At 74.1% G+C, this 20,312-nt stretch carries 19 protein-coding genes; 5 read left to right on the forward strand and 14 right to left on the reverse strand.

The annotated features are described in order from the left end of the window. Positions 1-57: 57 nt before the first annotated feature. Positions 58-519 (forward strand): DUF6299 family protein, encoded by a 462-nt coding sequence (locus ACFXGI_RS30915; RefSeq protein WP_384713734.1) that lies wholly within the window; start codon positions 58-60, stop codon positions 517-519. Between the two features lie 42 nt (positions 520-561). On the opposite strand, the gene ACFXGI_RS30920 is transcribed toward ACFXGI_RS30915, so the two are convergent. The 5 genes from ACFXGI_RS30920 to ACFXGI_RS30940 form a co-directional block, all read right to left on the reverse strand. Continuing rightward, complete coding sequence (locus tag ACFXGI_RS30920) at positions 562-741, reverse strand: hypothetical protein (RefSeq protein WP_384713737.1); 180 nt, start codon at positions 739-741, stop codon at positions 562-564. An 89-nt stretch (positions 742-830) separates the two neighbouring features. Further along, positions 831-2,918, reverse strand: coding sequence for a SpoIIE family protein phosphatase (locus ACFXGI_RS30925; protein ID WP_384713740.1), 2,088 nt, complete (start codon positions 2,916-2,918; stop codon positions 831-833). A 12-nt stretch (positions 2,919-2,930) separates the two neighbouring features. Next, on the reverse strand, positions 2,931-3,233 hold the full coding sequence (locus ACFXGI_RS30930; protein WP_384713743.1) for a hypothetical protein: 303 nt from the start codon (positions 3,231-3,233) through the stop codon (positions 2,931-2,933). An 18-nt stretch (positions 3,234-3,251) separates the two neighbouring features. Beyond that, on the reverse strand, positions 3,252-4,514 hold the full coding sequence (locus ACFXGI_RS30935) for an NAD(P)-binding domain-containing protein (RefSeq protein ID WP_384713788.1): 1,263 nt from the start codon (positions 4,512-4,514) through the stop codon (positions 3,252-3,254). Between the two features lie 85 nt (positions 4,515-4,599). Further along, on the reverse strand, positions 4,600-5,925 hold the full coding sequence (locus ACFXGI_RS30940) for an ATP-grasp domain-containing protein (protein WP_384713746.1): 1,326 nt from the start codon (positions 5,923-5,925) through the stop codon (positions 4,600-4,602). A 294-nt stretch (positions 5,926-6,219) separates the two neighbouring features. Between ACFXGI_RS30940 and ACFXGI_RS30945 the strand changes: the two genes are divergently transcribed. Then, positions 6,220-7,824 (forward strand): glycoside hydrolase family 26 protein, encoded by a 1,605-nt coding sequence (locus tag ACFXGI_RS30945; protein WP_384713749.1) that lies wholly within the window; start codon positions 6,220-6,222, stop codon positions 7,822-7,824. Between the two features lie 5 nt (positions 7,825-7,829). On the opposite strand, the gene ACFXGI_RS30950 is transcribed toward ACFXGI_RS30945, so the two are convergent. The 9 genes from ACFXGI_RS30950 to ACFXGI_RS30990 all read right to left on the reverse strand — a co-directional run bounded on the left by ACFXGI_RS30950 (position 7,830) and on the right by ACFXGI_RS30990 (position 18,798). Continuing rightward, complete coding sequence (locus ACFXGI_RS30950) at positions 7,830-8,972, reverse strand: GNAT family N-acetyltransferase (protein WP_384713752.1); 1,143 nt, start codon at positions 8,970-8,972, stop codon at positions 7,830-7,832. Continuing rightward, positions 8,969-9,712, reverse strand: a complete 744-nt coding sequence (locus ACFXGI_RS30955) for a lipopolysaccharide biosynthesis protein (RefSeq protein ID WP_384713755.1) — start codon at positions 9,710-9,712, stop codon at positions 8,969-8,971. Before ACFXGI_RS30955 ends, ACFXGI_RS30950 begins: the two co-directional genes overlap by 4 nt. Continuing rightward, positions 9,705-10,934, reverse strand: a complete 1,230-nt coding sequence (locus tag ACFXGI_RS30960) for a glycosyltransferase (RefSeq protein WP_384713791.1) — start codon at positions 10,932-10,934, stop codon at positions 9,705-9,707. Before ACFXGI_RS30960 ends, ACFXGI_RS30955 begins: the two co-directional genes overlap by 8 nt. 5 nt (positions 10,935-10,939) lie before the next feature. Then, positions 10,940-11,716: a polysaccharide deacetylase family protein gene (locus ACFXGI_RS30965; protein ID WP_384713758.1), complete on the reverse strand. Its 777-nt coding sequence runs from the start codon at positions 11,714-11,716 to the stop codon at positions 10,940-10,942. Further along, positions 11,706-13,400 (reverse strand): murein biosynthesis integral membrane protein MurJ, encoded by a 1,695-nt coding sequence (gene murJ / locus ACFXGI_RS30970; RefSeq protein ID WP_384713794.1) that lies wholly within the window; start codon positions 13,398-13,400, stop codon positions 11,706-11,708. Before murJ ends, ACFXGI_RS30965 begins: the two co-directional genes overlap by 11 nt. A gap of 179 nt (positions 13,401-13,579) precedes the next feature. Beyond that, entirely contained in the window at positions 13,580-14,935 is a 1,356-nt protein-coding gene (locus ACFXGI_RS30975; protein ID WP_384713761.1) for an O-antigen ligase family protein, read from the reverse strand. Then, positions 14,935-16,452 (reverse strand): exopolysaccharide biosynthesis polyprenyl glycosylphosphotransferase, encoded by a 1,518-nt coding sequence (locus tag ACFXGI_RS30980; RefSeq protein WP_384713764.1) that lies wholly within the window; start codon positions 16,450-16,452, stop codon positions 14,935-14,937. Before ACFXGI_RS30980 ends, ACFXGI_RS30975 begins: the two co-directional genes overlap by 1 nt. After that, entirely contained in the window at positions 16,449-17,666 is a 1,218-nt protein-coding gene (locus ACFXGI_RS30985; protein ID WP_384713767.1) for a glycosyltransferase, read from the reverse strand. The genes ACFXGI_RS30980 and ACFXGI_RS30985 overlap by 4 nt, the downstream gene beginning before the upstream one ends. 19 nt (positions 17,667-17,685) lie before the next feature. After that, a complete protein-coding gene (locus tag ACFXGI_RS30990) occupies positions 17,686-18,798 on the reverse strand; it encodes a DUF3344 domain-containing protein (protein WP_384713770.1) in 1,113 nt (370 codons plus the stop codon). 173 nt (positions 18,799-18,971) lie between these two features. On the opposite strand from ACFXGI_RS30990, the gene ACFXGI_RS30995 reads away from it, so the two are divergent. The 3 genes from ACFXGI_RS30995 (at position 18,972) to ACFXGI_RS31005 (ending at position 20,247) form a co-directional block, all read left to right on the forward strand. Beyond that, positions 18,972-19,214, forward strand: coding sequence for a chaplin (locus ACFXGI_RS30995; protein WP_384713773.1), 243 nt, complete (start codon positions 18,972-18,974; stop codon positions 19,212-19,214). Between the two features lie 143 nt (positions 19,215-19,357). Then, complete coding sequence (locus ACFXGI_RS31000) at positions 19,358-19,768, forward strand: rodlin (protein WP_384713776.1); 411 nt, start codon at positions 19,358-19,360, stop codon at positions 19,766-19,768. Positions 19,769-20,013: 245 nt separating this feature from the next. Beyond that, positions 20,014-20,247 carry a chaplin gene (locus ACFXGI_RS31005; RefSeq protein ID WP_384713779.1) on the forward strand — a complete coding sequence of 78 codons (234 nt, stop codon included), beginning with the start codon at positions 20,014-20,016 and terminating at the stop codon, positions 20,245-20,247. The last annotated feature ends 65 nt before the right edge of the window (positions 20,248-20,312 follow it).

Consider the following 20,312-nt stretch of genomic DNA (forward strand, 5'->3'; position numbering starts at 1 on the left):
TCTGCCAGCACAATGCGTTTCGGCGCTTTTGTGCCGACCCACCCCCATGGAGGATTCATGCGCGTTTCCACCCGCCGCCTGGCCGTGACGGTGCTTTCCGCACTGACCGCCGCCACCGCATTCACGGCCCCGGCCGACGCCCGCTCCCACCAGAATGCGATTTCCGTACAGGAAGTCGGTCACATTTCCGAAGGCGGCCACGTCACTCTTTACGGGACGTACGCGTGCGCGCCCTCGTCACCCCGTGGAGTGCAAATCCAGGTCACGCTCACCCAGGACGCCGGCGACCAGGGCACCACCCGCCTGGGCTTCGGCGGCCAGGAGGCCGAGTGCGACGGGCAGCTGCACAACTGGTCCGCGTCCGCCGACGTGAACCCGGCCCTGGTGAGCCTGCACCCGGGCGCGGCCAATGCGCAGGCCAGGCTCCAGACGGCGAGCCTGCACTCCGGGTTCAAGCTGAGCGTGTCCCACCTGGCGCAGGCCGATCGGGACGTCCTCCTGGAGGAGAAGCACCGCTGAGCCTGCGCCGGCCGGACCCGCGCCCTCGGCCGGTGGCCGCCGCTACCGGCAGGCGGGGGCCACGCCGGTCATCGACATGAACGCGACGGTGCGGCAGCCGGGATCCGCGTGCGGGCGCCCGGCCGTACGGTGCACGGCCGCCGGTACGCCGACGGCCAGCAGGAGCAGCGCGAGAAGAGCGGTCGCGGCCCCCTTGCCCGGCCGCTTGTTCAGCCGGTGCACGGCGGGATCCCGGTCCGAGTGGTCGTCCGTTCCATGGACCGCATCATCACTCCGGCCCCGACATCCGGCAACTCGGAGCGACCGGACGGTCACCCCATGTCGCGTACGCTGCCCGCGACGTCGAACTCGCACCACACCGCCTTGCCGTCGCCCCGTGACTCCACGCCCCAGTGCGTGGCCAGCGCGTCCACCAGGAGCAGCCCGCGCCCGGTGGTCGCGGCCTCCCCCGGGGTGCGCCGGCGCGGCCAGACGCTGGAGCGGTCCTTGACCCACAGCCGGATCCGCCGGACCGGCTCCGGCAGCACCTCCATGGTCAGCACCGCCCCGCCGTCCGTGTGCAGCAGGGCGTTGACCAGCAGCTCCCCCGCGGCCAGTTCCACGTCGTCGGCGAGCTCCGGCATGCCCCAGTCGCGCAAGGCCTGGCGCAGGGCGTAGCGGGCCTCCGAGAGCCCCTCCGGGTCCGCCTGGTGGATGTACTGGTGGATCCGCGGGGCCCGGTGGGTGCCCGGGTCGGGGGCCCGGCGCAGCACCAGCAGAGCCACGTCGTCCCCGGAGCCCCAGCGCTCCCAGAGCCGGTCCGAGAGGTGGTCGGCGAGCGCCCCCGCCTCCTGCGGGCCGCTGCGCACGGCGTGGGCGAGGGCCTCCATGCCCTGGGTGATGGCGGTGCCGGGCTCCTCGACCAGGCCGTCGGTGCACAGCACCAGCGTCTCCCCGGGCACCAGGTCGAGCCGGGTCTCGGGGAAATCCTCCTGTTCGAAAACCGAGGCCAGCCCGAGCGGCAGTCCGCCTCGTACGTTGGGCCAGCCCGTGCGCCCGTCCGTGTGCCGGATCAGCGGGCCGAGATGGCCCGCGCGGACCGCCCGTACGCCCCCGGTCTCCAGGTCCACCTGTGCGTACATGCAGGTCGCGAAGCGCTCGGTGTCCAGCTCGGCCAGGAAGCGGGAGGCCCGGGCCAGGACGGTGGACGGCGGATGGCCCTCGCCCGCGTACGCCCGCAGCGCGATCCGCAGCTGGCCCATGATCGCCGCCGCGTGCGTGTCGTGGCCCTGTACGTCGCCCACGACAATGCCGACCCGGTCGCGGGGCAGCGCGATCACGTCGTACCAGTCCCCGCCGACCTCCCGCCCGCTCCACGCGGAGTGGTAGCGCACCGCGATCTCCCCGCCGCTGATCTCGGGGATCCGGCGCGGCAGCATCGAGGCCTGCAGGCCCGTGGCGAACTCCCGCTCCTGGTCGAACAGGAGTGCCCGCTGGAGGGACTGGGCGACGATGCCGGCCAGGCCCAGGCAGAGGTTGCGCTCCTCCGGGCTGAAATCGCTGCGCCGCCGGTAGAACAGCACCAGCCCGCCGATGGCCTTGGCCTGCGCGATCAGCGGCAGATAGGCGGCGGCGTCGAAGCGGATCCGCCGCAGGTAGTCCGCGAGCAGCGGGAACTCGCCCGCCAGATCGGCGAGGGAGGTGACGAAGCGCGCCTTGCGGGTGAGCACCGCCTGGGACAGCGGCAGCGAGCCGTCCAGCCGGGTGAACCGCCGCTCGCTGAGGATCTCCAGGGACTCCCCGCTGAGCGCGATGATCTTGATGGCGCCGTTCTCGACCAGCCCCAGGGCCAGCCCGTCCGCGCCGAGCCGCTCCAGCGCCCCCGCCCCGGTCAGCGTGGCGGTGACGTCGTCGACCGTCACGGCCCGCGACAGGGCCTCCGTGGTCCGCTGCACGATCGCGGCCTGCTGCGCCCGCGCCGACTCCAGCTTGCGCAGCACGGTGGCGTGCGCGAGCTCGGCCGTCGCGTCCCGGACGATCCCGATGATCCGCAGGGGCCGGCCCGCGGCGTCCCGCAGGATCCGGCCCTGCGTGTGCGTCCACTGGTCGACGCCGTCGCGCCGCTGCACGGTGAAGTACGAGCCGTACGTCTCCATGCCGCCGTCCAGGGCCGCCTGCGTGGACTCCGCCAGCCGGGCGCCGTCGTCGGGCGGGATCCGCAGCCCCAGCGTCTCGGGGGTGTCGTCGAACTCCTCCCGCTCCAGGTCGAAGACCACGAGCCCGGACTCGTCCAGCGTCAGCGTCCCGGCGTCCAGGTCCCACTCGAAGCTGCCCATGCCGTTCAGCGCGAGCCGCTCGCCGGGCCCGGTCACGGGGTCCCGGCTGCCCTGCCCGGATCTGTCGCGCTCCGCCGCTGCCACGAGACACACCACCTAACGGCCGGGCCAGCACGGCTGGGAGATCAACCGCTCCCACTCCTCGTCAGGATGCCCCGGAAGGGTGCGCCCGGCCTCCTGCCAGCGCTTGACGAGGGAAAGGTAGATCGTCGGCTGGTCCGGTGCCGCGTGCGCGGGAGGGCCGTAGGTGGGAGGGGCGTACGGCGAGGCGGCGGCCTTCGCCGCAGGCCTCGCGGCAGGCCTCGCCGCGGGCCCGGCGCCGGGGCCGGGCTGCTCCGTACGGCTCGCGGGAATGCGCACCCAGCCACGGCCGCCCTGTGCTCGCTGCTCCGCACTCATCGCGGTCCCCTCTCGACCTCACCGAAGAGACGTCTTGGGATGCCCGGCACCGGACGCCGCTCCCTGGTCCGGCCTGATCCTCAAGGCGCCCCCCATGCGCTTTCGGACTCCATTGACCAGTCTCCCCGCCGTGAACCCCGCACCGTGCACGAATCGCATGGAAGGGCCGAATGAGGGAGCCGTCAGCAGTCCCGCGAAGAACAGTCCCGGCCACGAGGACTCGAACCCGGCGCTCAGCTCCGGCGTGCCGCCGTCCCCGACGGTGGTGAGGGCGGCCCGCAGCCGGGCGTCCAGCAACTCCAGGCGCCCCATGTGCGGGGTGAACCCGGTGGCCGCGACCACGTGCGCGACGTCCAGTACGACGGACTCACCGGCCGCGGTGGTCAGTCCCAGCCGGGTCCGCTCGCCCACCACCGCCGCCCGGTGCAGCCGGTGCCCCAGCAGCGCCGGGACGCTCCGCTCGAAGCGGTCCCGCAGCCACCAGGCCCCGGCGGGCCCGAGCGCGGTCGCCGCGATCCGCTCCCGGGTCGGCGCGGGCAGCCGGCGCACCGCCCAGGGCAGCTCGGACCACACCCAGCTGCGCCAGCCGGTGCCGAGGCCGCTGTGCGGCTCGCGCAGGGCGCGCAGCACCGGACGTTCCAGTGGCTGGGGCACGGTGTTCCAGTTGAGCCGGGAGCGGCGGGCGACGAGACAGGGCCGGGCCCCGTTCTCCGCCAGCAGGGCGGCGGTCTCCAGGGCCGCCTGCCCGGCCCCGATCACGGCGACCTCCCGGCCGACGAAGCGGGTCAGGTCCCGGTGCCCGCTGCTGTGCGAGCAGTGCCCGGGGGGCAGCTCCCGCAGCGGCTCGGGGAGGTGCACGAACGGCATCACCCCGACGGCCAGCGCGACCGTACGGGCAAGCAGCGGCGACCCCTCGGCGGTGCGGACCAGGAAGCCCTCGCCCTGCGGGGAGACCTCGGTGACCGTCCTCTCCTCCACCTCGGGCACGGCGTGCCGGGCGAACCACATGCCGTACGAGCTGAACACGTCGATCGGGAGCGGGCTGCCGTGATCGGCCGCCATGCCGCGGCCCGCGCAGTACGCGGCGAGGGTGTGCCGGCCGCCGGGCGCGGACAGGTTGGAGGACCAGGGCTCCGACTTCAGGTACATGCCCTCGGGCATGTGGTCCCGCCACGAGGCCATGGGCCGTCCGAGCACCCGTACGCCGAGCCCGGCCGATGCCGCGTGCGCGGCGATCGACAGCCCGTACGGCCCGGCGCCGACCACGACGAGGTCGTCCATCCGCGTCACCGCTGTCCCTCCAGTCTCATGGGCCCCGCGTCAGTGCCCTTGCCTCCGACGGCGGTCGGGGGCGGGTGGCGGGGCGTCACCTGGTCACCAGCTCATCCGGTTCGGCGGGGGCGGCCGGGGTCGTCGGGGGGGCCGACGGGGTGGCCGGGGTCGCCGACGGGGCCAGGCCCCGGGCGCGCTGGCGCGGGGCGCGCACCACGGCGCGCGCCGTACGCCGACCGTGCGCCGGGACACCACGCAAGGCGCGCACGCCCTTCCCCGCGCCCCTGCCGAGGAACGCGGCGAGCATCGCGAGGAACGGCATCGGGTCGTCGGCTGCGAACCAGGCCGCCTCCACCCGCCCCCGCTCCGCCCGCGGCGCCACCCGCACCGGCCCGGGCCGTTCGCCCCCGGCACGGCCTTGCCCGGCCCCGGCCTCCCCGGCCCGCGCAGGAGCGGGGACGGACGCCCGCCCCTCGGCCGGGGGCCGCCAAGGGAGTTGGCGGCCGCGGACCGCCGCCAGCAGGGCGTAGTTCTCCGCGACGAACACCCGGCCGAGGCCGCCCGCGGACTCCGGGACCCGTTGCCCCGTCAGATCCAGGTACATCGCCTGGACCACGTCCAGGCCGCCCGCGTCCGTGAAGAGCCGGAACTGCGCGCCCGGCCGGGGGTTGAAGTCCACCAGCCGGAAGCAGCCCTTCTCGTCCCGGCGGAAGTCCAGGTCCAGGATCCCCTGGTAGCCGAGGCGCCGGGCGAGCCGCAGCCCCGCCTCCTCCACCGCCGGGTCCGGCAGCCAGCGCCCCACCGCCGTCAGGCCCGTCCGCACCGGCCAGGACAGCTCCTTGCGTCCCGACCCCGCGAGCAGCGGATGCCCGCCCCGGCCGAACGCGCCGTGGAAGAACCAGTCGGTGTCCGTCCCGGCCGGCAGGAACCGCTGGAGCAGCAGCCGGCTCCCGGCCACCTCCGTGCGCTCGTACAGCCGGCGCGCCTCGGCGGCGGTGTGCACGAGCGTCGTGCTGCGCAGCCCCGCACCCGCGGGCAGCAGCCAGGGCCGGCTCCACTTGGCCACCACCGGCAGTCCGAGCCGCCACGCGGCCTCCGCCGCCTCGGCCCCGCTCGCCGGGATCACCGTCTCCGGGTGCGGAACGTCCCAGCGTGCGCACAGCCGCGACAGCTCGGCCTTGTCCGCCACCCGGGCCGGCAGCCCGTCGGGCTGATGGGGGATCCGGAACCGCCCGTCGAGCATCGGGGCGATCCGCGCGACGGCGATGGCGCTCAGGTCGTCCATCGCCACGAGCACCGCAGGCCGGCCGATCCGCTCCGACACCCCGACGAGGCATTCCAGCAGCGTCTCCGGAGCCTCGGGGTCCAACCCCCCGGCCGGCCCGGGATGTACGGCGCGCAGGTAGCGCGAACGCCCCATGGGACCTCCCCCGGCCTCGACGACGGCATGGACCTCCACGCCCCTGCGCCCGAGCGATCTGACGGCGCCGAGGGTTCCGTGGTGGAACGGATTCCGATCGAGTCTGAGCACTACTGCGGGCACATGGCCGTCGAACGCGTGCATGGGAACGGTGTCTTTCACCTAGTCGGACCAAGCGGGGAGGATACGCAGCTGCGAATGGCCTAGGCGGCGGTCACCGGACAGGCCATTCGTCAGATGTGATGCCTAACGTCTTCGACAAGCACACCGATTCAGGAAAGTTCGGGAGACGCCATGCCCAGACCACACCGCCGACTGGCGAGCACCTGCATCGGTACGGTGACGGCCGGACTGCTCGCCACCGGAGCCGCGCTCGCGGCCCCCGAGAAGGAGCAGCCCAAGGGTTCCGACATCGCCATGGGCGCGTTTCTCGACTCCGGCCAGAGCGGAGTGGCCCGGATCCCGCAGCTGTCGCGCTGGCTGGGCGGCAAGGAGATCCGGGTCGGGCACACCTATCTGCCCGGGGACCGGTGGGCCCGCATCGAGAACCCCGACTTCCTGGAGGCCTGGGCCCAGTGGCGCCGGGCCAGGCCTGACCGGCTCTTCGTCCTCAACGTGCCCATGCAGGAGCACAACGAGGACCACGTCCCCGACCGCGAGGTGGCCCGGCTCATCCGGGCCGGCGCGGAGGGCGAGTTCGACCACCACTTCGAGCAGCTCGCCCACAAGCTGGTGGAGCTGGGCGTTCCGGACACAGTGATCGTGCTCGGCTGGGAGATGAACGGCGCCACGTACACGCACCGCTGCGCGCCCGACCCGGAGGGCTGGAAGGAGTACTGGAACCACATCGTCAACACGATGCGCTCCGTCCCCGGTCAGCAGTTCAAGTTCGATTTCGCACCCAACCGCGGATCGGACGCGATCGGCTGGACCAAGTGCTACCCGGGTGACGACGTGGTCGACATCGTCGGCATGGATTCGTACGACCAGGCTCCCGGCAAGACCTTCGACGAGATGGTCAGCCAGCCGTACGGGCTCCAGCAGCATGTCGATTTCGCGAAAGCGCACGGCAAAGAGATCTCGTACCCGGAGTGGGGGCTGTTCCGTCACGGGGACAACCCGGTGTACGTGCAGCGCATGCTGAAGTGGATCGGGCAGCACCAGCCGCTTTACCACACCATCACCGACTACTGCCCGCACGGCGTGTGGCAGTGCAAGAAGAACCCGCGGTCCGCGAAGGCCTTCCGGGCCGCGCTCGCACCCGAGCGGCCGCACCCGGTCCCGACCCCGGTCGTCCCGACCCCGGTCGTCCCGACCCCGGTGATCCCGACCCCGGTGATCCCGACCCCGGTCGTCCCGGCGCCGGTGATCCCGACCCCGGTCGTGCCGACCCCGTCGATCCCGACGCCCGAGATCCCCGTGCCCTCCCCGGTGGTCCCGACCCCCGGCGTCCCGCTGCCGGTCCCGTCGCCCGAGACCCCGGCCACGAGTCCCAGCCCGGGTACGAGCCCCGCACCCGAGCCCGCCCCGGTGCCCGTCCCCGAGCCCGTGCCCGTGCCCGTGCCCTCGCCGAGCCCGCAGGTCCCGGCGCCCGAGAGCCCCTCCCCCGAGCCGGCTCCCGAGCCCGTGCCCTCCCCCGCCGTCCCGTCGCCGCAGACCCCGGTGGGCCCGGACCCCAGCCCGGACCCCGCCCCGGTCCCGGTCCCGGTACCGGCCCCGGAGCCGTCGCCGGTGCTGCCCCCGGCCGTGCCGAAGCCCCAGCCGGCCGAGCCGGCCGTCAACAGCACGGAGTGGTGCGTGCCGATCAACTTCGGCGAGTGGCTCTCCAAGCTGGTCGGCAAGCAGTCGGTCTGCGTCAAGTTCGACTGGGGCAAGGACTCCGGCTTCTGGCCCTGGTAGAGCCGTCATCGGACCCGCAGTTCGTTGAGCCGTGCCCGCCAGTCCCTGGCGGCCGGCAGCGCCTCGCGCAGCGCGTCCACCGCCCGCTCGCGCCCCGTCACCTGCGATTCGTGCAGGCGCAGCAGGGGCGCGAGCGCCGTCCTGGCCAGCAGAAACCGCTGGTTGACGACGGTCTCGGGCCGCCAGTGGTTCTTGTACGGCTCGTTGCCGCGCAGGAAGCTCACCACCGGGCGGCCCTCCGCCAGGGCGCGGCCCGCCTCGTAGCGCAGCAGCAGCGTGGCCACGTCCACCTTCCGGGTCCGCAGGTCCGGGTCGGCCCCGTACAGGTAGCCGCCGCTGAGCGCCCCCGACAGCAGGGTGACGTTGGCGGCCACCACCTTCCCGTCCAGCCGGAACTCGGTCAGCCGGCCCTCGCCGACCCGCACCATCCGCCGGGTGGCCCGGGTCAGGTGCTCCGCGAAGCGGGGCCTCAAGTGCTCCGGGGTCACCCCTCGCACGCGCCACTGCTTCTCGTGGAGCCGAAGCAGCGTCCGTACGGCGCGCGGCACTTCCTGCTCGGTGACCTCGCGCTCCTCGATCCCGGCCGCGTCGGTCTTGCGCAGTTTGGCCCGGACCCGCTGGGCCCCGGAGGCCGGCATCCGCTTGACCAGCTCGTCGAACGGCAGCGCGGGCAGCTCCATGCAGGTGGAGTCGGTGAGCTTGCTCCGGATCCCCGGCCACTGGCCGTACAGCGCCTCCGCGGCGGCCCCGGGGCGTACCTCGCGCAGGTCGACGACCGCGCCGCGGGAGGCCCGGTGGAGGCCTTGGACCAGCGCCGGGACGACCTGCTCGGCGTACGCGGCGTCCACCAGGACGTCGAAGTAGTCGGTGATGCCGCCGCCGAGCGGCACCAGCAGCGGCAGCGGCCGGTGGACGAGCATCAGCGCGCAGGCGCCGACGAGCTCCCCGCCGCGCCGTACGAGCACGATCCGCAGCCGCCCGTCCCGGCCGTACGAGAGCCACCAGGAGTGCAGCCAGGCGTGGCTCTGGAAGGGGGTGGCGGTGGGGCAGGCCCGGAGGAGCCGGTTCCACGGCTCTTCCAGCGCGGCGAACTGCCGGGGGTCGCGGCACAGCGTCACCGACAGGGCCCCGGTGGAGCCCGTGGTCATCGCACGGACTCCTTCTCCTTGGTCTCGGTGTGGTCGCCCTGGGCGGGCAGGGAGGCGTACTCCTCGACGACCGGCTCCGCGACGGGGCGCTCCTCGCGCCGCCGCGTGCGGGCGGTGGGCCGGGCGAGCAGCCACAGCCCGCCGAGCAGTCCGCCGACGCACAGCCCGACGGCCCCGCTGATGGCGGCGGAGGGCGAGGCGGGCTCGCTCGGCGCCACGGCCTGGTTGAACAGCAGCAGTTGGACGCCGGTGTTCTTGGCGGCCTGATTGCTGCTCAGCGAGAGCGCGTCGGCGACGGCGTTGGCGATGTCGGCGGCCTCGGCCGCGCTCTTCGACGTCCCGGTGATGGCGATCATCGGGGACTCGGGGGAGGTCTCGGCGCGCACCTGCGTACGGAGCCTGCGGGCGCTGATGCCGGCGCGCGGCTGGGCGTACCCGAGGGTGGAGCTGCTGGTGGCGATGCGGGCGTACGCCTGGGCGAAGCCGAGGGCGGTGGCCGGCTCGGTGGTGTCGTCCGGGACGGCGACGACGTAGCTGGTGGCGGCGTACTCGGGCGCCTTCAGCACGCCGTACGCCCCGCCCGCGGCCAGGCCCAGCAGGGCGGCGGCGGGCAGCGGCCACCACGCGGGCGGCGGCAGCAGCCGCACCTTGCGGCGGCGGCGGTCGGTCCTCCTCTGCTCGGACTTCCTCGGGTCGGCCTTCTTCGGGTCGGCCTGCTTCGGATCGGCGGTGTCAGCCATGTACGTGCCTTCCTGGAGGGATGGGAGTGGTTTCGGTCCCCCGCGCGGGGGACCCCGTCGGTGGTGCGTCGTTCAGGGCGTCGCCGGGCACCGGGGCGGGACGGGCCCCCGGCAGCGCCAGGGCGTAGACCGCGAGGAGGAGCTCCGCGCTGCGGGAGATGTCGTAGCGGCGGGCCACCGGGGGCTGGGGCAGGCGCCGCACCCCGGCCTCCATGTGCCCGCGCAGAGCGGCGACCAGCTCCTCCGTCCCGGTCCCGATCCGGCGCGCCCCCGGAGCCTCCGCGGCCGGCAGGTCGTCGATCGCCGGGCAGGTGACGTGCAGCACCGGCAGCCCCGCGGCCAGCGCCTCCACCACCGCCAGCCCGAACGCCTCCTCCCGCGACGGCGACACGAACACGTCCATGGCGGCCAGGAGCGCCGGGATCCCGGGCGTGCGCCCGTCCGGGCTGTCGCCCAGCGGATCCCGCTCCCCCAGCAGGTGGATCCGGCTCTGCGCGCCCAGCTCCGCGGCCAGCCGCCGCAGCGCCGCCCGCTCCGGCCCGTCCCCGGCCAGCAGCAGGTGCGCCCCGGGCAGCGCCGCAACCGCCCGCACCAGCGAGTCGAACCGCTTGCCCGGCACCAGCCGGCCGACCCCGCCGACCACGAACGCCCGCTCCGGCAGCCCGGTCCGGGCCCGGGTGGCCCGGCGCACCCCCTCGTCGAAGCGGAAGCGGACGGCCTCGATCCCGTTCGGTACGACGTGCACGCGCGCGGCCGGCACCCCCCAGCCCTCCAGCCGCGCCGCGACGGTGTCCGACACCGCCACGGTCGCCGCGCCCAGCCGCTCACTGGCCAGGTACAGCGCCCGCACCCCGCCCGTCAGCTTCCGGCCCTCGATCTCGCCCTCGCCGAGCGAGTGCTCGGTGGCCACGGTCGCCCCGACCCCCGCGAGCCGGGCCGCGAGGCGCCCGTACACGCAGGCCCGGTACAGGTGCGTGTGCACGAGGTCGTACTGCTCGCGCCGGATGAACCGCACCAGCCTCGGCAGCGCCCCCAGGTCCCGGTTGCCCCGCATCCCCAGGTGCACCACCCGGACCCCGTCGGCGCGCAGGCCCTCGGCCACCGGCCCGGGGTTGGTCAGCGTCAGCACGTCGCAGCGCATCGGCATTTGCCGAAGCAGCAGCCGCAGCTGCTGCTCGGCGCCTCCGACCCCGAGCCCGGTGATGATGTGCAGCGCCCGCAGCGATTTCACCGGCGCACCGCCCGCCGCAGCTCCCGCACCCGGTGCCGCAGCTGCTTGATCCGCAGCCTTCCCGGCCCGTCCGCCTGGCTGACGTGGGTGCGCGGCAGGGCGTGCGGGCCGGCCAGCCGGCCGGGGTCGATGGCGCAGGCGTATCCGTACCCGGCGGCCCGCGTCGCCTCGACGACCCGTTCGTCGAGGTGCCCGTACGGGTAGCAGAACCCTTCGGGCAGGGTCCCGGTCAGCTCCCGGATCAGCTCCCGGCTGCCCCTCAGCTCCTGCTGGAGGATGTCGTCGGGGGCCGCGGTGAGGTCCTGGTGGAGCAGCCCGTGCGAGCCGATCTCCTGCCCGGCGGCGGCGACTTCGCGGATGCCCTCGGCGGTCAGCAGGGACTTGCGCGGGCCCAGGGGGTCCCACACGTTGTCCACCCCGAGCCGCCCCGGCAGCACGAACAGCGTGGAGGTGCAGCCGTGCCGGCGCAGCAGCGGCAGCGCCCGGGTCAGGTAGTCGGTGTAGCCGTCGTCGAAGGTCAGCCCGACGAGCCCGGCGCCCCGCCCGGCCGCGCAGGCCCTCAGCAGCTCGCCGACGGACACCCCGCGCAGGCCCCGCGAGCGCAGCCACAGCAGCTGCGCCTCCAGCGTGCCCGGGGTGACGGTGATGCCGTACGGGTCCTCGGCCGGGTCGGTGAACTCGGCGACCGAGTGGTACATCAGGACCCACGGCGAGGCGGTCCGGCGGGCGGGGACCGCTCGGGCGGTCGGCGCCGTGCGGGTGTCAGCGGGCATTGCGGAACCTCTGGGTCATCTGGGCGATCTGGGCGGGCAGGGCGGTGATTTCGAGCACCCGTATGGCCATGCCGCAGGCGCCGAACATGGCGGGGACGAGCAGGCAGCCGAGCGCGGCGCTGAGCAGCGGGTCGGGGATCATCGGCCCGGCGATCCAGCCGGTGCCGCAGGCGCCGACGGCGGCGACGGAGAGCCGCCCGATGCTGAGCGCGACCCGGCGGACCTGGATGGCGACGATCCGCGAGCCGAGCCCGGTGAGCAGCAGGGCGGCCGTGGTGGAGATGCCGGCGGCGTTGGCGGCGGCGATGCCGTAGGTGCCCCACCAGCCGACGGCGAAGGCGCCGGCCACGACGTTGACGAGGAGTCCGGCGCCCATCGCGAGCGCCGGGAACCAGGTGGGCCGGGCGGTCGAGAAGAAGGGCCGGGACAGCGCCCCGACGAGGCAGTGGCCGAGCAGTCCCAGGGCGTAGACCCGCATGACGGAGGCGGTGGCCAGGGTGTCGCGGTGGGTGAACGCGCCGCGTTCGAAGAGGACCTGGATGATCTGGGGCGCGTATCCGATGACGAGGGCGCTGCCCACGAGGACGGCGAGCGAGGCCAGCGCGAGGTCCTGCTCGACGCGCCGCCTGGCCTTCTCGCGCTCCCCGCCGGCCATGGCCTGGGCGACGACGGGGAAGGTGACGGTGCAGATCATCAGGGACAGCACCATCGGCATCTGCGCGACCTTCTGCGCGTAGTTCAGGTGCGAGATGGCCCCCGACGGCAGCGAGGCCGCCAGGAACCGCTCGACCAGGACCTGCGACTGCCGGAACACCGCGAAGAAGATCACCGGGGCGATCACGCCGAACGCGATGAGGGTGGGCCGGTCCCGGTCGCGCTGGCTGCGCGGCGCGCCCTTGGCGCGGGGCGGCCCGAAGCCCACGTTCCGGACGAACGCGGGCAGTTGGACGAGCACCATCAGCAGCCCGCCAGCGGCGACCCCGGCGGCGGCCGCCCGCACCCCCCAGACCGCGTGCAGCGCGATCATCGTCCCGATGATCCCGACGTTGTACGAGACGTAGATCGCGGCCGGCGGTACGAACGAGCGGTGTGCCCGGAGCGCGGCGCTGAAGTACCCCGCGATCCCGAAGGACAGCACGGTCAGCGCGGTCATCCGGGTGCACTCCACGGCCAGCGCCGGATCGGGCAGTCCGGGCGCGAGCACCGCGACGACGAGGGGCGCGGCGACGACGAGCAGGGAGGCGACGGCAGCCAGGAACACCGTCAGCCGCGGCAGGGTCGCCCCCACGAGCAGCCGTACGGGGTCCTGCGAGCGGGCCTCCTTGCGGGTGAGCCCGGCGCGGAAGGCCGCCCGCCGGGCCAGGGCCTGGCTGAACGCGGGCACCATGAGCAGGGCCATGGCGTCCTCGATGAGCAGCGTCGAGGCCATCTCGGGCACGGTCCAGGCGATCAGGAAGGCGTCGCTGTCGTGCCCGGCCCCGAAGAGGTGCGCGATGGTCTGGTCCCGGAACAGCCCGAACACCGCCCCGGCGGCGGTCAGTCCGGCGGTGACGGCGGCGGCCTTGGCCAGGAACCGCCCCAGCGGGGCCGGAGCCGCGTTCGCGCCCGGGGGGCCGGCGGCCGGGTCGTCCCGTACGGGCCCCGGGGCCTCGGGGAGCGCGCGGCGCGCGGCCCGCGCCGCCACCCCGACACCGCGCTCGGTGCGGGCTCCGGCTCCGGCTCCGGCTCCGCCCGCGGACGGGGCCCGGGCTCCGGCGGAGCCGTGCGGGGCCGCGGCGGAAGACGGGGCCGGTGTGCCCGGGACGCGGGCGGGGCCCGCCCCGGCCGGGGGGCCGGCAGCGGGCCGCCAAGGCGTCGTATCGGTCACCGGCCGGGACCATCGGGGACCGCGTCCCCTTCGGAGGGGGACGGCAGGGCCCACCAGGCCGCCAGGCCGATGATCACCCCGGTGAGGACGGTGGACGGCCCGCCGATGTCCGCGTACAGGAAGTCGGTCAGCTGCCAGACGAACAGCCCGATCGCGATCAGCCCGCAGTCCCGGATCCCGGCGCCGCCGCTCGCGTACCGTCGCAGGCCCGCGACGAGCAGCGCCGCCCAGCCGCCCACCAGCGCGGTCAGCCCGATCAGCCCCTGCTCGCTCAGCACCAGCAGGTACATGTTGTGCGGGGAGAGCAGCGGCTGGCGGATGAACGCCTGCCCCGCCCCGGCGGTGTCGCTGCCGGAGGAGAGGCCCAGCGAGGAGTGCCCGTCCCGGTTGGCCGGGAAGCCCTTGAGCCCCACCCCGGCGGCCGGCCGCTCGCGCCACATCGACTCGGCGGCGGCCCACATGGTGTAGCGGTCGGTCACCGACTGGTCGGGGGCGCTGGAGACCTGAGTGATCGAGGTCAGCCGCTCCGCGACCATCTCGGAGCCGACCCCGAGCCCGCCCACCAGGACCACCCCGGCCGCGGCCAGCGCGAGCAGCACCTTCAGCGCCCGCCGGATCCCGGCGAGCAGGATCACGAGCAGCGCCGCGCCGACCGTGGCGATCCACGCGCCCCGGCTGAACGACAGCACCAGCGGCACCACCAGCACCAGGGCCGCGCCGCCCGCCATCCGCCGTACCCGGCCCGGCAGTCCCGGAGCCAGGGCCGCCGCGGTCGCCACGACCAGCCCGTACGCCACCACCGTGGCCATGCCCATCACGTCGCCGGGCCCGAAGGTGCCGACGGCCCGGATGTCCTCGCCCTGGTACGAGGCCCCCGTGTGGGTCGCGAACTGCACGACCCCCACCGCGCCCTGCACCAGCGCCAGCACCACGAAGCACCCGGCGGCCAGCCGGAACTCCCCGGCGTCGCGCACCAGCAGCACGATCGCCGCCGGTACCAGGACGAACACCTGGAGGTAGCGCACGAACCCGGGCAGCGCCGCGTACGGATCCCCGGCGGTCGCGGTCGCCACCGCCAGCCCCACGGCGGGCACGCCGAGCACCGCCGCGCCCAGCGGGCTCAGCTCCCGCACCCGGCCGCGCAGCGCCTGCACCGCGCAGACGAGCACCAGCAGCAGCGAGGCGGCGTCGGCCGGGCCGACCTTGCCGGAGGTGCTCGCGTCGCCCGCCGCGATCGGGGCGAGGAGCAGCAGGACGGTCGCGGCGAGCGGCAGCAGCGGCCAGTGCCGCCGCAGCAGCCCCGCCGTGTCGGCCCGGGCGGCCGCGCCGAACGGGGATACGGCGAGGCTCATCAGCTGCCCCCCAGCCGGAAGCGGAAGAAGGAGGCCGCGGTGCGGGCGAGGATCCACAGGTCCTGCCACAGCGACCAGGTGTCGATGTAGTGGTTGTCGAAGCGGGCCCGGTCCTCGATGGAGGTGTCCCCCCGCAGGCCGTTGATCTGGGCGAGCCCGGTGATGCCGACGGGCATCCGGTGCCGGGCCTCGTAACCGGGGTGGACGGTGCTGAACTTCGCCACGAAGAAGGGCCGTTCCGGCCGTGGTCCGACCAGGCTCATGTCACCCCGTACGACGTTCCACAGCTGCGGCAGCTCGTCCAGCGAGGACTTGCGCAGGAAGGAGCCGATCGGGCTCATCCGGTTGTCGCCCGCGACCGTCCACCGGGTGGCGGACTCGTGCTCGTCGGCGCGCAGGGTGCGGAACTTCAGCAGCGTGAAGGAGCGCCCGTACAGGCCGACCCGCTCCTGCCGGAAGATCACCCCGGGCCCGTCGGAGACCCGTACGGCCAGCGCGCACGCGCCCATCACGGGCGCGGCGGCGATCAGCGCGAGCGCGGCCAGCAGCCCGTCGATGCCCCGCTTCACCCACCGCTCCACCGGCCGGGACGGGCGCGGCAGCAGCGGCTGTACGGCGTAGCCCCACAGCTGGTCGGCGGGCTGGGCCACCCGCATGCCGGTCACCTTGGCGGTGCCGGCCGGGTCGGCGAGCCAGAGCCGGCAACCGTGGTCGTGGAAGAGCCGGACCAGGGAGGCGGTGCGCTCGTCGGCCTCAGGCGGGCGGGTGAACACCGCGTGCCGGACCGAGTTCTGGATGACGGCACGCCGGATGTCCTCGTGCGTGGCGAGCACCGGCACGCCACCGCCGCCCTCCTCGGGAGAGCCGGTGTCGGCCAGCCCGACGGGCCGCAGCCCGTACTCGGGACGCCCGTGCAGGGCGGCGGCGACCGCGCTCGCCCCGGCGCCGGGGCCGACGACGAGGGCGGAGGCGGGCCGGCGGCGGGCCGCGCGGCGGCGGAGCTGGTTGACGAACCCGCGCCCGGCGCACGTCAGCACGATCTGCAGACAGACGGCCCCCAGCAGGGCCGGCCAGCCCAGGGCCCCGCCCGGCGACGTGGCGGCCACGACGGTGGCGAAGGCGCACCAAAGGATGGCGGCCCGCCCGGCCACCGCGGGCAGCTCCCGCAACGCGGAGGGCGCGAGCCGCGGCCTGTACAGCCCGGCCTGCGCGTGCAGCGCGGCGGCCAGCACGGCCATCGGGGCGGCCGCCCCTGCCGGCACCGCCGTCCCGGGCGCGGACAGGACCGTCGTGGTGAGTACGGCGGCCAGCGCATCGGCGGTCAGCAGCGGGAGGACCCCGTCGCTGCGCCGGACCCGCTGCGGCCTCGCGAGGGGCCGGGCCGGGTCGGCCCGGGGCCGGCGTGGGGGGTGGATGGCGGTCACGGACCGTCGGACGGCTGCGGTGCCGGCGGTGCCGCCGGCGGGCCCCGTGCCGCCCTGCCCGGTGTGCCGGGCGGGTGCGCTGTCCATCGTCATCGGCTGATGCGCTCCTGGTTCAAGGGCCGGGGCCTGCCCAGCAGTTCGTGGTACAGGCCGGTGACCGCGTCCGCGGTCCGCCGGACGTCGAAGTCGGTCCGGGCGTGCTGCCCGGCCTGCTCCCCGAGTTCGGCGAGCAGCTGCGGTTCGGCGAGCAGCCGGCCCAGGGCTTTGGCCAGGGCCGTCGGATCCTCCGGCGGTACCAGGCAGAGCCGCCCCTGGCCGGGCGGCAGGCTCTCCCGGGCACCGCTGACGTCGGAGACCAGGACCGGTCGGCCGCAGGCCATGGCTTCGAGCGGGGCGAGCGCCATGCCCTCCCACCGCGACGGCAGTACAACGAGATCGGCGGCCCGAAGCCACGGTCGGATGTCGGGAGCGGCTCCCGCGAAGAGCACCCCGGGCGGGGCGGTGCGGCGCAGCCGCTCGGTGTCGGGGCCGTCGCCGACGAGGGCGAGACGGGCTTCGGGGATGTTGCCGAGCACCTCCCGCCAGGCCTGGAGCAGGACGTCCTGGCCCTTCTGCTGGCAGAGCCGGCCCACGCAGACGGCAAGCGGCCCGTCACCCAGGAATGCGGCGGGCAACGGGAGTTCGGTTCGCGCGCGGGCCCGGTCGGCCCCGCGGTCGGGGCCGCCGGGGCGGAAGTGGTCCAGGTCCACGCCGTTGCGGATCACCGACCAGTGGGCGGCGATGCCCTCGGCCTCCCCGGCCCGGCGTTCGGCCTCGCTGACACAGAGCACCCGGTCGGCCCAACGGGCACCGAATCGCTCCCAGCGCAGGGCGAGCGCGGCGGTGGCCCCGCCGACGGCGTCGAAGGACCAGGCGTGCGGCTGGAAGACGGTGGGCACGGCCCCGCGCGCGGCGAGCCGCCCGGCGAGGCCCGCCTTGGCGCTGTGGGCGTGCAGGACGTCGGGCCCGACCTGGCGGATCACCCGGCGGGCGCCGAGCACTTCGGCGGGCAGGTCGGGGCCGGGGGCCCGGCCGGCGCGCCAGGTGAGCACCTCCGCCCCGGCCGCGCGGGCGGCGTCGGCGAGCTGTCCGCCGCGCGGGCAGCCGACGGCGGTCCGCAGGCCGGCGGCCGTCTGGGCGCGGACGAGGTCGACGACGACGCGGGCGACACCGCCGTCGACGGGTTGGACGAGGTGCAGGACGGAGAGGGGGCGGGGAATCGGTGCCTGCGCTCGGGAGGGCTGCGCAGGGGAAGGCTGTGTCGGCACGCGGAGTGGTCTCCTACGTTCAGCGGCGCGCGTCTGTCTGAACGAAGAGCACGCCGAGGAATTGACCCTGGCTTTCGCCCGTGAACCTGAAGCTCAGGCTGCGGGCGCCACCGGACAGGGCGGGACTCAGGTCGAACACGTCCGCGTCATATCCGAGATTATTCACATGTTCGGGCTGTCGCACGAACGAGGGATCTCCGAATTCCGTGATCGTGGAATTCATAACATCATTAAAAGGATTTTCTGCATCGCTGATGTTGACTCGGCGGCCACTGTCGGAGGTCACCGTGAGTGAGTCACCGAGGGTCCCCCGGTCCCCGTCGTACGCGACCACCCCGGCCTTCCCGGCCGAACCGGCGGCCGCGTCCAGGCCGGCGATCTCGACCGTCTCGCCGGCCCCACCGCCGGGGCCCGCGGCGATCGACTCGAAGCCGTCCCACACCGAGATCCGGCGCACCGGCTCCTGCGGGTGCTCGTACGCCACGACCAGCGTCCAGCCGCCCCAGGCACCCACCTCCGAATGACCCATCGCGATGTTCAGCTGGGCCACCGTCCACATGCCGGCGCCGCCCTTGCGGACCATCGGGGTCACGTCGGCCGAGGCCTGGTAGGCATCGCTCCCCGCGTCCGTCCGATGGCCGATCACCGTGTCGGCGAGGACCTCCTTGTAGGCCCCGCCCGGCTCGGCGACCAGCACCCGGCCGTTGTCCTCGGGCGGTTTCTGCTCGCCCACCCGCAGGTTCCCGCCCCAGTACAGGCGGGCGTACGAGACCTTCGCGCCCTGCGGGACCTTGAGCTCGGCCCGGGTGGAGTTGTAGGTGTCCGGGTCCTTGTCGACCTCGCTGTAGAACATGTCGAAATCGCCGTTGACCCCCGCCGCGCCCCGGTTGACCTCGGCGCACGGCTCGGCGTCCGGCGCCTCCTCCCGGCGGCAGGCGATGGCGGAGTTGGAGGCGCGGACCAGCCCGCCGCGCTGGACGGACTGGTAACGCTGAGTGAACGGGATCTTGGCCATTTCCCGCACGGCGGGAGCGGCGGGGCCCGGTGGGGCGGCCGCAGCGGGGACGTTCGCCGAAAGTACGAGGCAGGACAGCAGACCGAGCGTGCCGAGGATTCCGCGGGACGAACCCATGACCCCGTCTCCATTTTCGATCAAGGGGACAAAACAGGAGTGAACTTTGTCAGAAATCAGGCTGGAAATCACGCCGGACTCGCCCGTACGGCCTTTTGGGCGATAACACGCACCCTCGCAGGCGGAGGGTCGTTATGCGGTGCACCATTGTTCGAACCGAAAGGAAAACGGAGATGACGAAGCGGCTGATGCGCGCCACCACCCTGGCGGTCGCCGGCACCGCGGTGCTGATGGGCGGCGCGGGCCTCGCCTCCGCGGACTCGGCGGCCGAGGGCTTCGCGGCGGAGTCCCCCGGCGTGGGAAGCGGCAACCAGGTCCAGGTCCCGGTCAACGTCCCCGTGAACGTCTGCGGCGTCACGGCCAACCTGGTCGGCGCGCTGAACCCGACGTTCGGCAACACCTGCGTCAACACCTGACCGACGGTCCGACTGTCAGCCGAACCGTCAATCAGGCCGCTCGAAACCAAGGCATCCGAGTGAAGCCACGCAACCCGAACCGGGGCGCGGCCGTTGACCCGGGTGCTCCACTTACCGGGCAATCAAGCAAAAAAGGGACGACAATGATCAAGAAGATGATGGCCACTGCGGCTGCCGCAGCCTCGGTCGTGGGCATCGGTGCGGCCATGGCCCCGCAGGCCATGGCGATCGGCAACGACAACGGCATCAACACCGTCAACGGCAACGGCGCCTCGCAGATCTACGGCAACCAGGCCACCTACGGCACCATGAGCCCCCAGATGGCGCTCATCCAGGGCTCGTTCAACAAGCCCTGCATCGCGCTGCCGGCCAAGGTCAACGCCCAGTCGATCCTCGCGCTCGTCAACGTCGGCGTCCAGGACATCCCGATCCTGTCCAACCCGATGAACCAGCAGTGCACCGAGAACTCCACCCAGGCCAAGGGCGACGAGCCGCTCTCCCACATCCTGGACAACATCCCGGTCCTGTCCGGCAACGCGTCCGCCGGCAGCTGACCGCAGCCCGTGCAAGCGAGGCCGCCGCACCCTCCGGGTCGCGGCGGCCTCGCCGCTTGTCCACTCGGCCCGGTCGCGCCGCGCACACCCACCGCGAATAGCGCGTAAATCCGGCACGAATTCCGGCCGTTGCCTGCCCGCGTGAATTCGCGGAGCCGCCCGGGAAAATCTCCGGTTTCTTTTCCCGGACCCACTCGTTGTTATTTCTGCAGTGGACAAGCCTCTGCGGGAAGGATCGAAAACAAATGACGTACAAGAAGGCAGTGGTGCTGGCCGCCGGCGTTCTCGTGGCCGCCGGTGCCGCCTCGCCCGCCATGGCCGACTCGGTCGCCGACGGCAAGGCCATCGGCTCCCCGGGCGTGCTCTCCGGCAACCTCGCCCAGGTTCCGGTGCACATCCCGGTGAACGTCTGCGGCAACAGCGTCAACGTGATCGGCCTGCTGAACCCCGCGTTCGGCAACACCTGCGTCAACGCCTGACGAAGCGGCTGCCCGCAAGGGCAAACCTCCTCGGGGTGGCCTCGGAGTGCACGGCGGTGCACTCC

This window comes from Streptomyces sp. NPDC059355 (assembly GCF_042752335.1).
In the GTDB taxonomy this organism is placed as follows: domain Bacteria; phylum Actinomycetota; class Actinomycetes; order Streptomycetales; family Streptomycetaceae; genus Streptomyces.

Coding starts and splice junctions, on each gene's coding strand:
- ACFXGI_RS30915 (WP_384713734.1), top strand. CDS start 58: ATGCGCGTTTCCACCCGCCGCCTGGCCGTGACGGTGCTTTCCGCACTG.
- ACFXGI_RS30930 (WP_384713743.1), bottom strand. CDS start 3,233: ATGAGTGCGGAGCAGCGAGCACAGGGCGGCCGTGGCTGGGTGCGCATT.
- ACFXGI_RS30935 (WP_384713788.1), bottom strand. CDS start 4,514: ATGGACGACCTCGTCGTGGTCGGCGCCGGGCCGTACGGGCTGTCGATC.
- ACFXGI_RS30940 (WP_384713746.1), bottom strand. CDS start 5,925: ATGGGGCGTTCGCGCTACCTGCGCGCCGTACATCCCGGGCCGGCCGGG.
- ACFXGI_RS30945 (WP_384713749.1), top strand. CDS start 6,220: ATGCCCAGACCACACCGCCGACTGGCGAGCACCTGCATCGGTACGGTG.
- ACFXGI_RS30950 (WP_384713752.1), bottom strand. CDS start 8,972: ATGACCACGGGCTCCACCGGGGCCCTGTCGGTGACGCTGTGCCGCGAC.
- ACFXGI_RS30955 (WP_384713755.1), bottom strand. CDS start 9,712: ATGGCTGACACCGCCGATCCGAAGCAGGCCGACCCGAAGAAGGCCGAC.
- ACFXGI_RS30965 (WP_384713758.1), bottom strand. CDS start 11,716: ATGCCCGCTGACACCCGCACGGCGCCGACCGCCCGAGCGGTCCCCGCC.
- ACFXGI_RS30975 (WP_384713761.1), bottom strand. CDS start 14,935: ATGAGCCTCGCCGTATCCCCGTTCGGCGCGGCCGCCCGGGCCGACACG.
- ACFXGI_RS30980 (WP_384713764.1), bottom strand. CDS start 16,452: ATGACGATGGACAGCGCACCCGCCCGGCACACCGGGCAGGGCGGCACG.
- ACFXGI_RS30990 (WP_384713770.1), bottom strand. CDS start 18,798: ATGGGTTCGTCCCGCGGAATCCTCGGCACGCTCGGTCTGCTGTCCTGC.
- ACFXGI_RS30995 (WP_384713773.1), top strand. CDS start 18,972: ATGACGAAGCGGCTGATGCGCGCCACCACCCTGGCGGTCGCCGGCACC.
- ACFXGI_RS31000 (WP_384713776.1), top strand. CDS start 19,358: ATGATCAAGAAGATGATGGCCACTGCGGCTGCCGCAGCCTCGGTCGTG.
- ACFXGI_RS31005 (WP_384713779.1), top strand. CDS start 20,014: ATGACGTACAAGAAGGCAGTGGTGCTGGCCGCCGGCGTTCTCGTGGCC.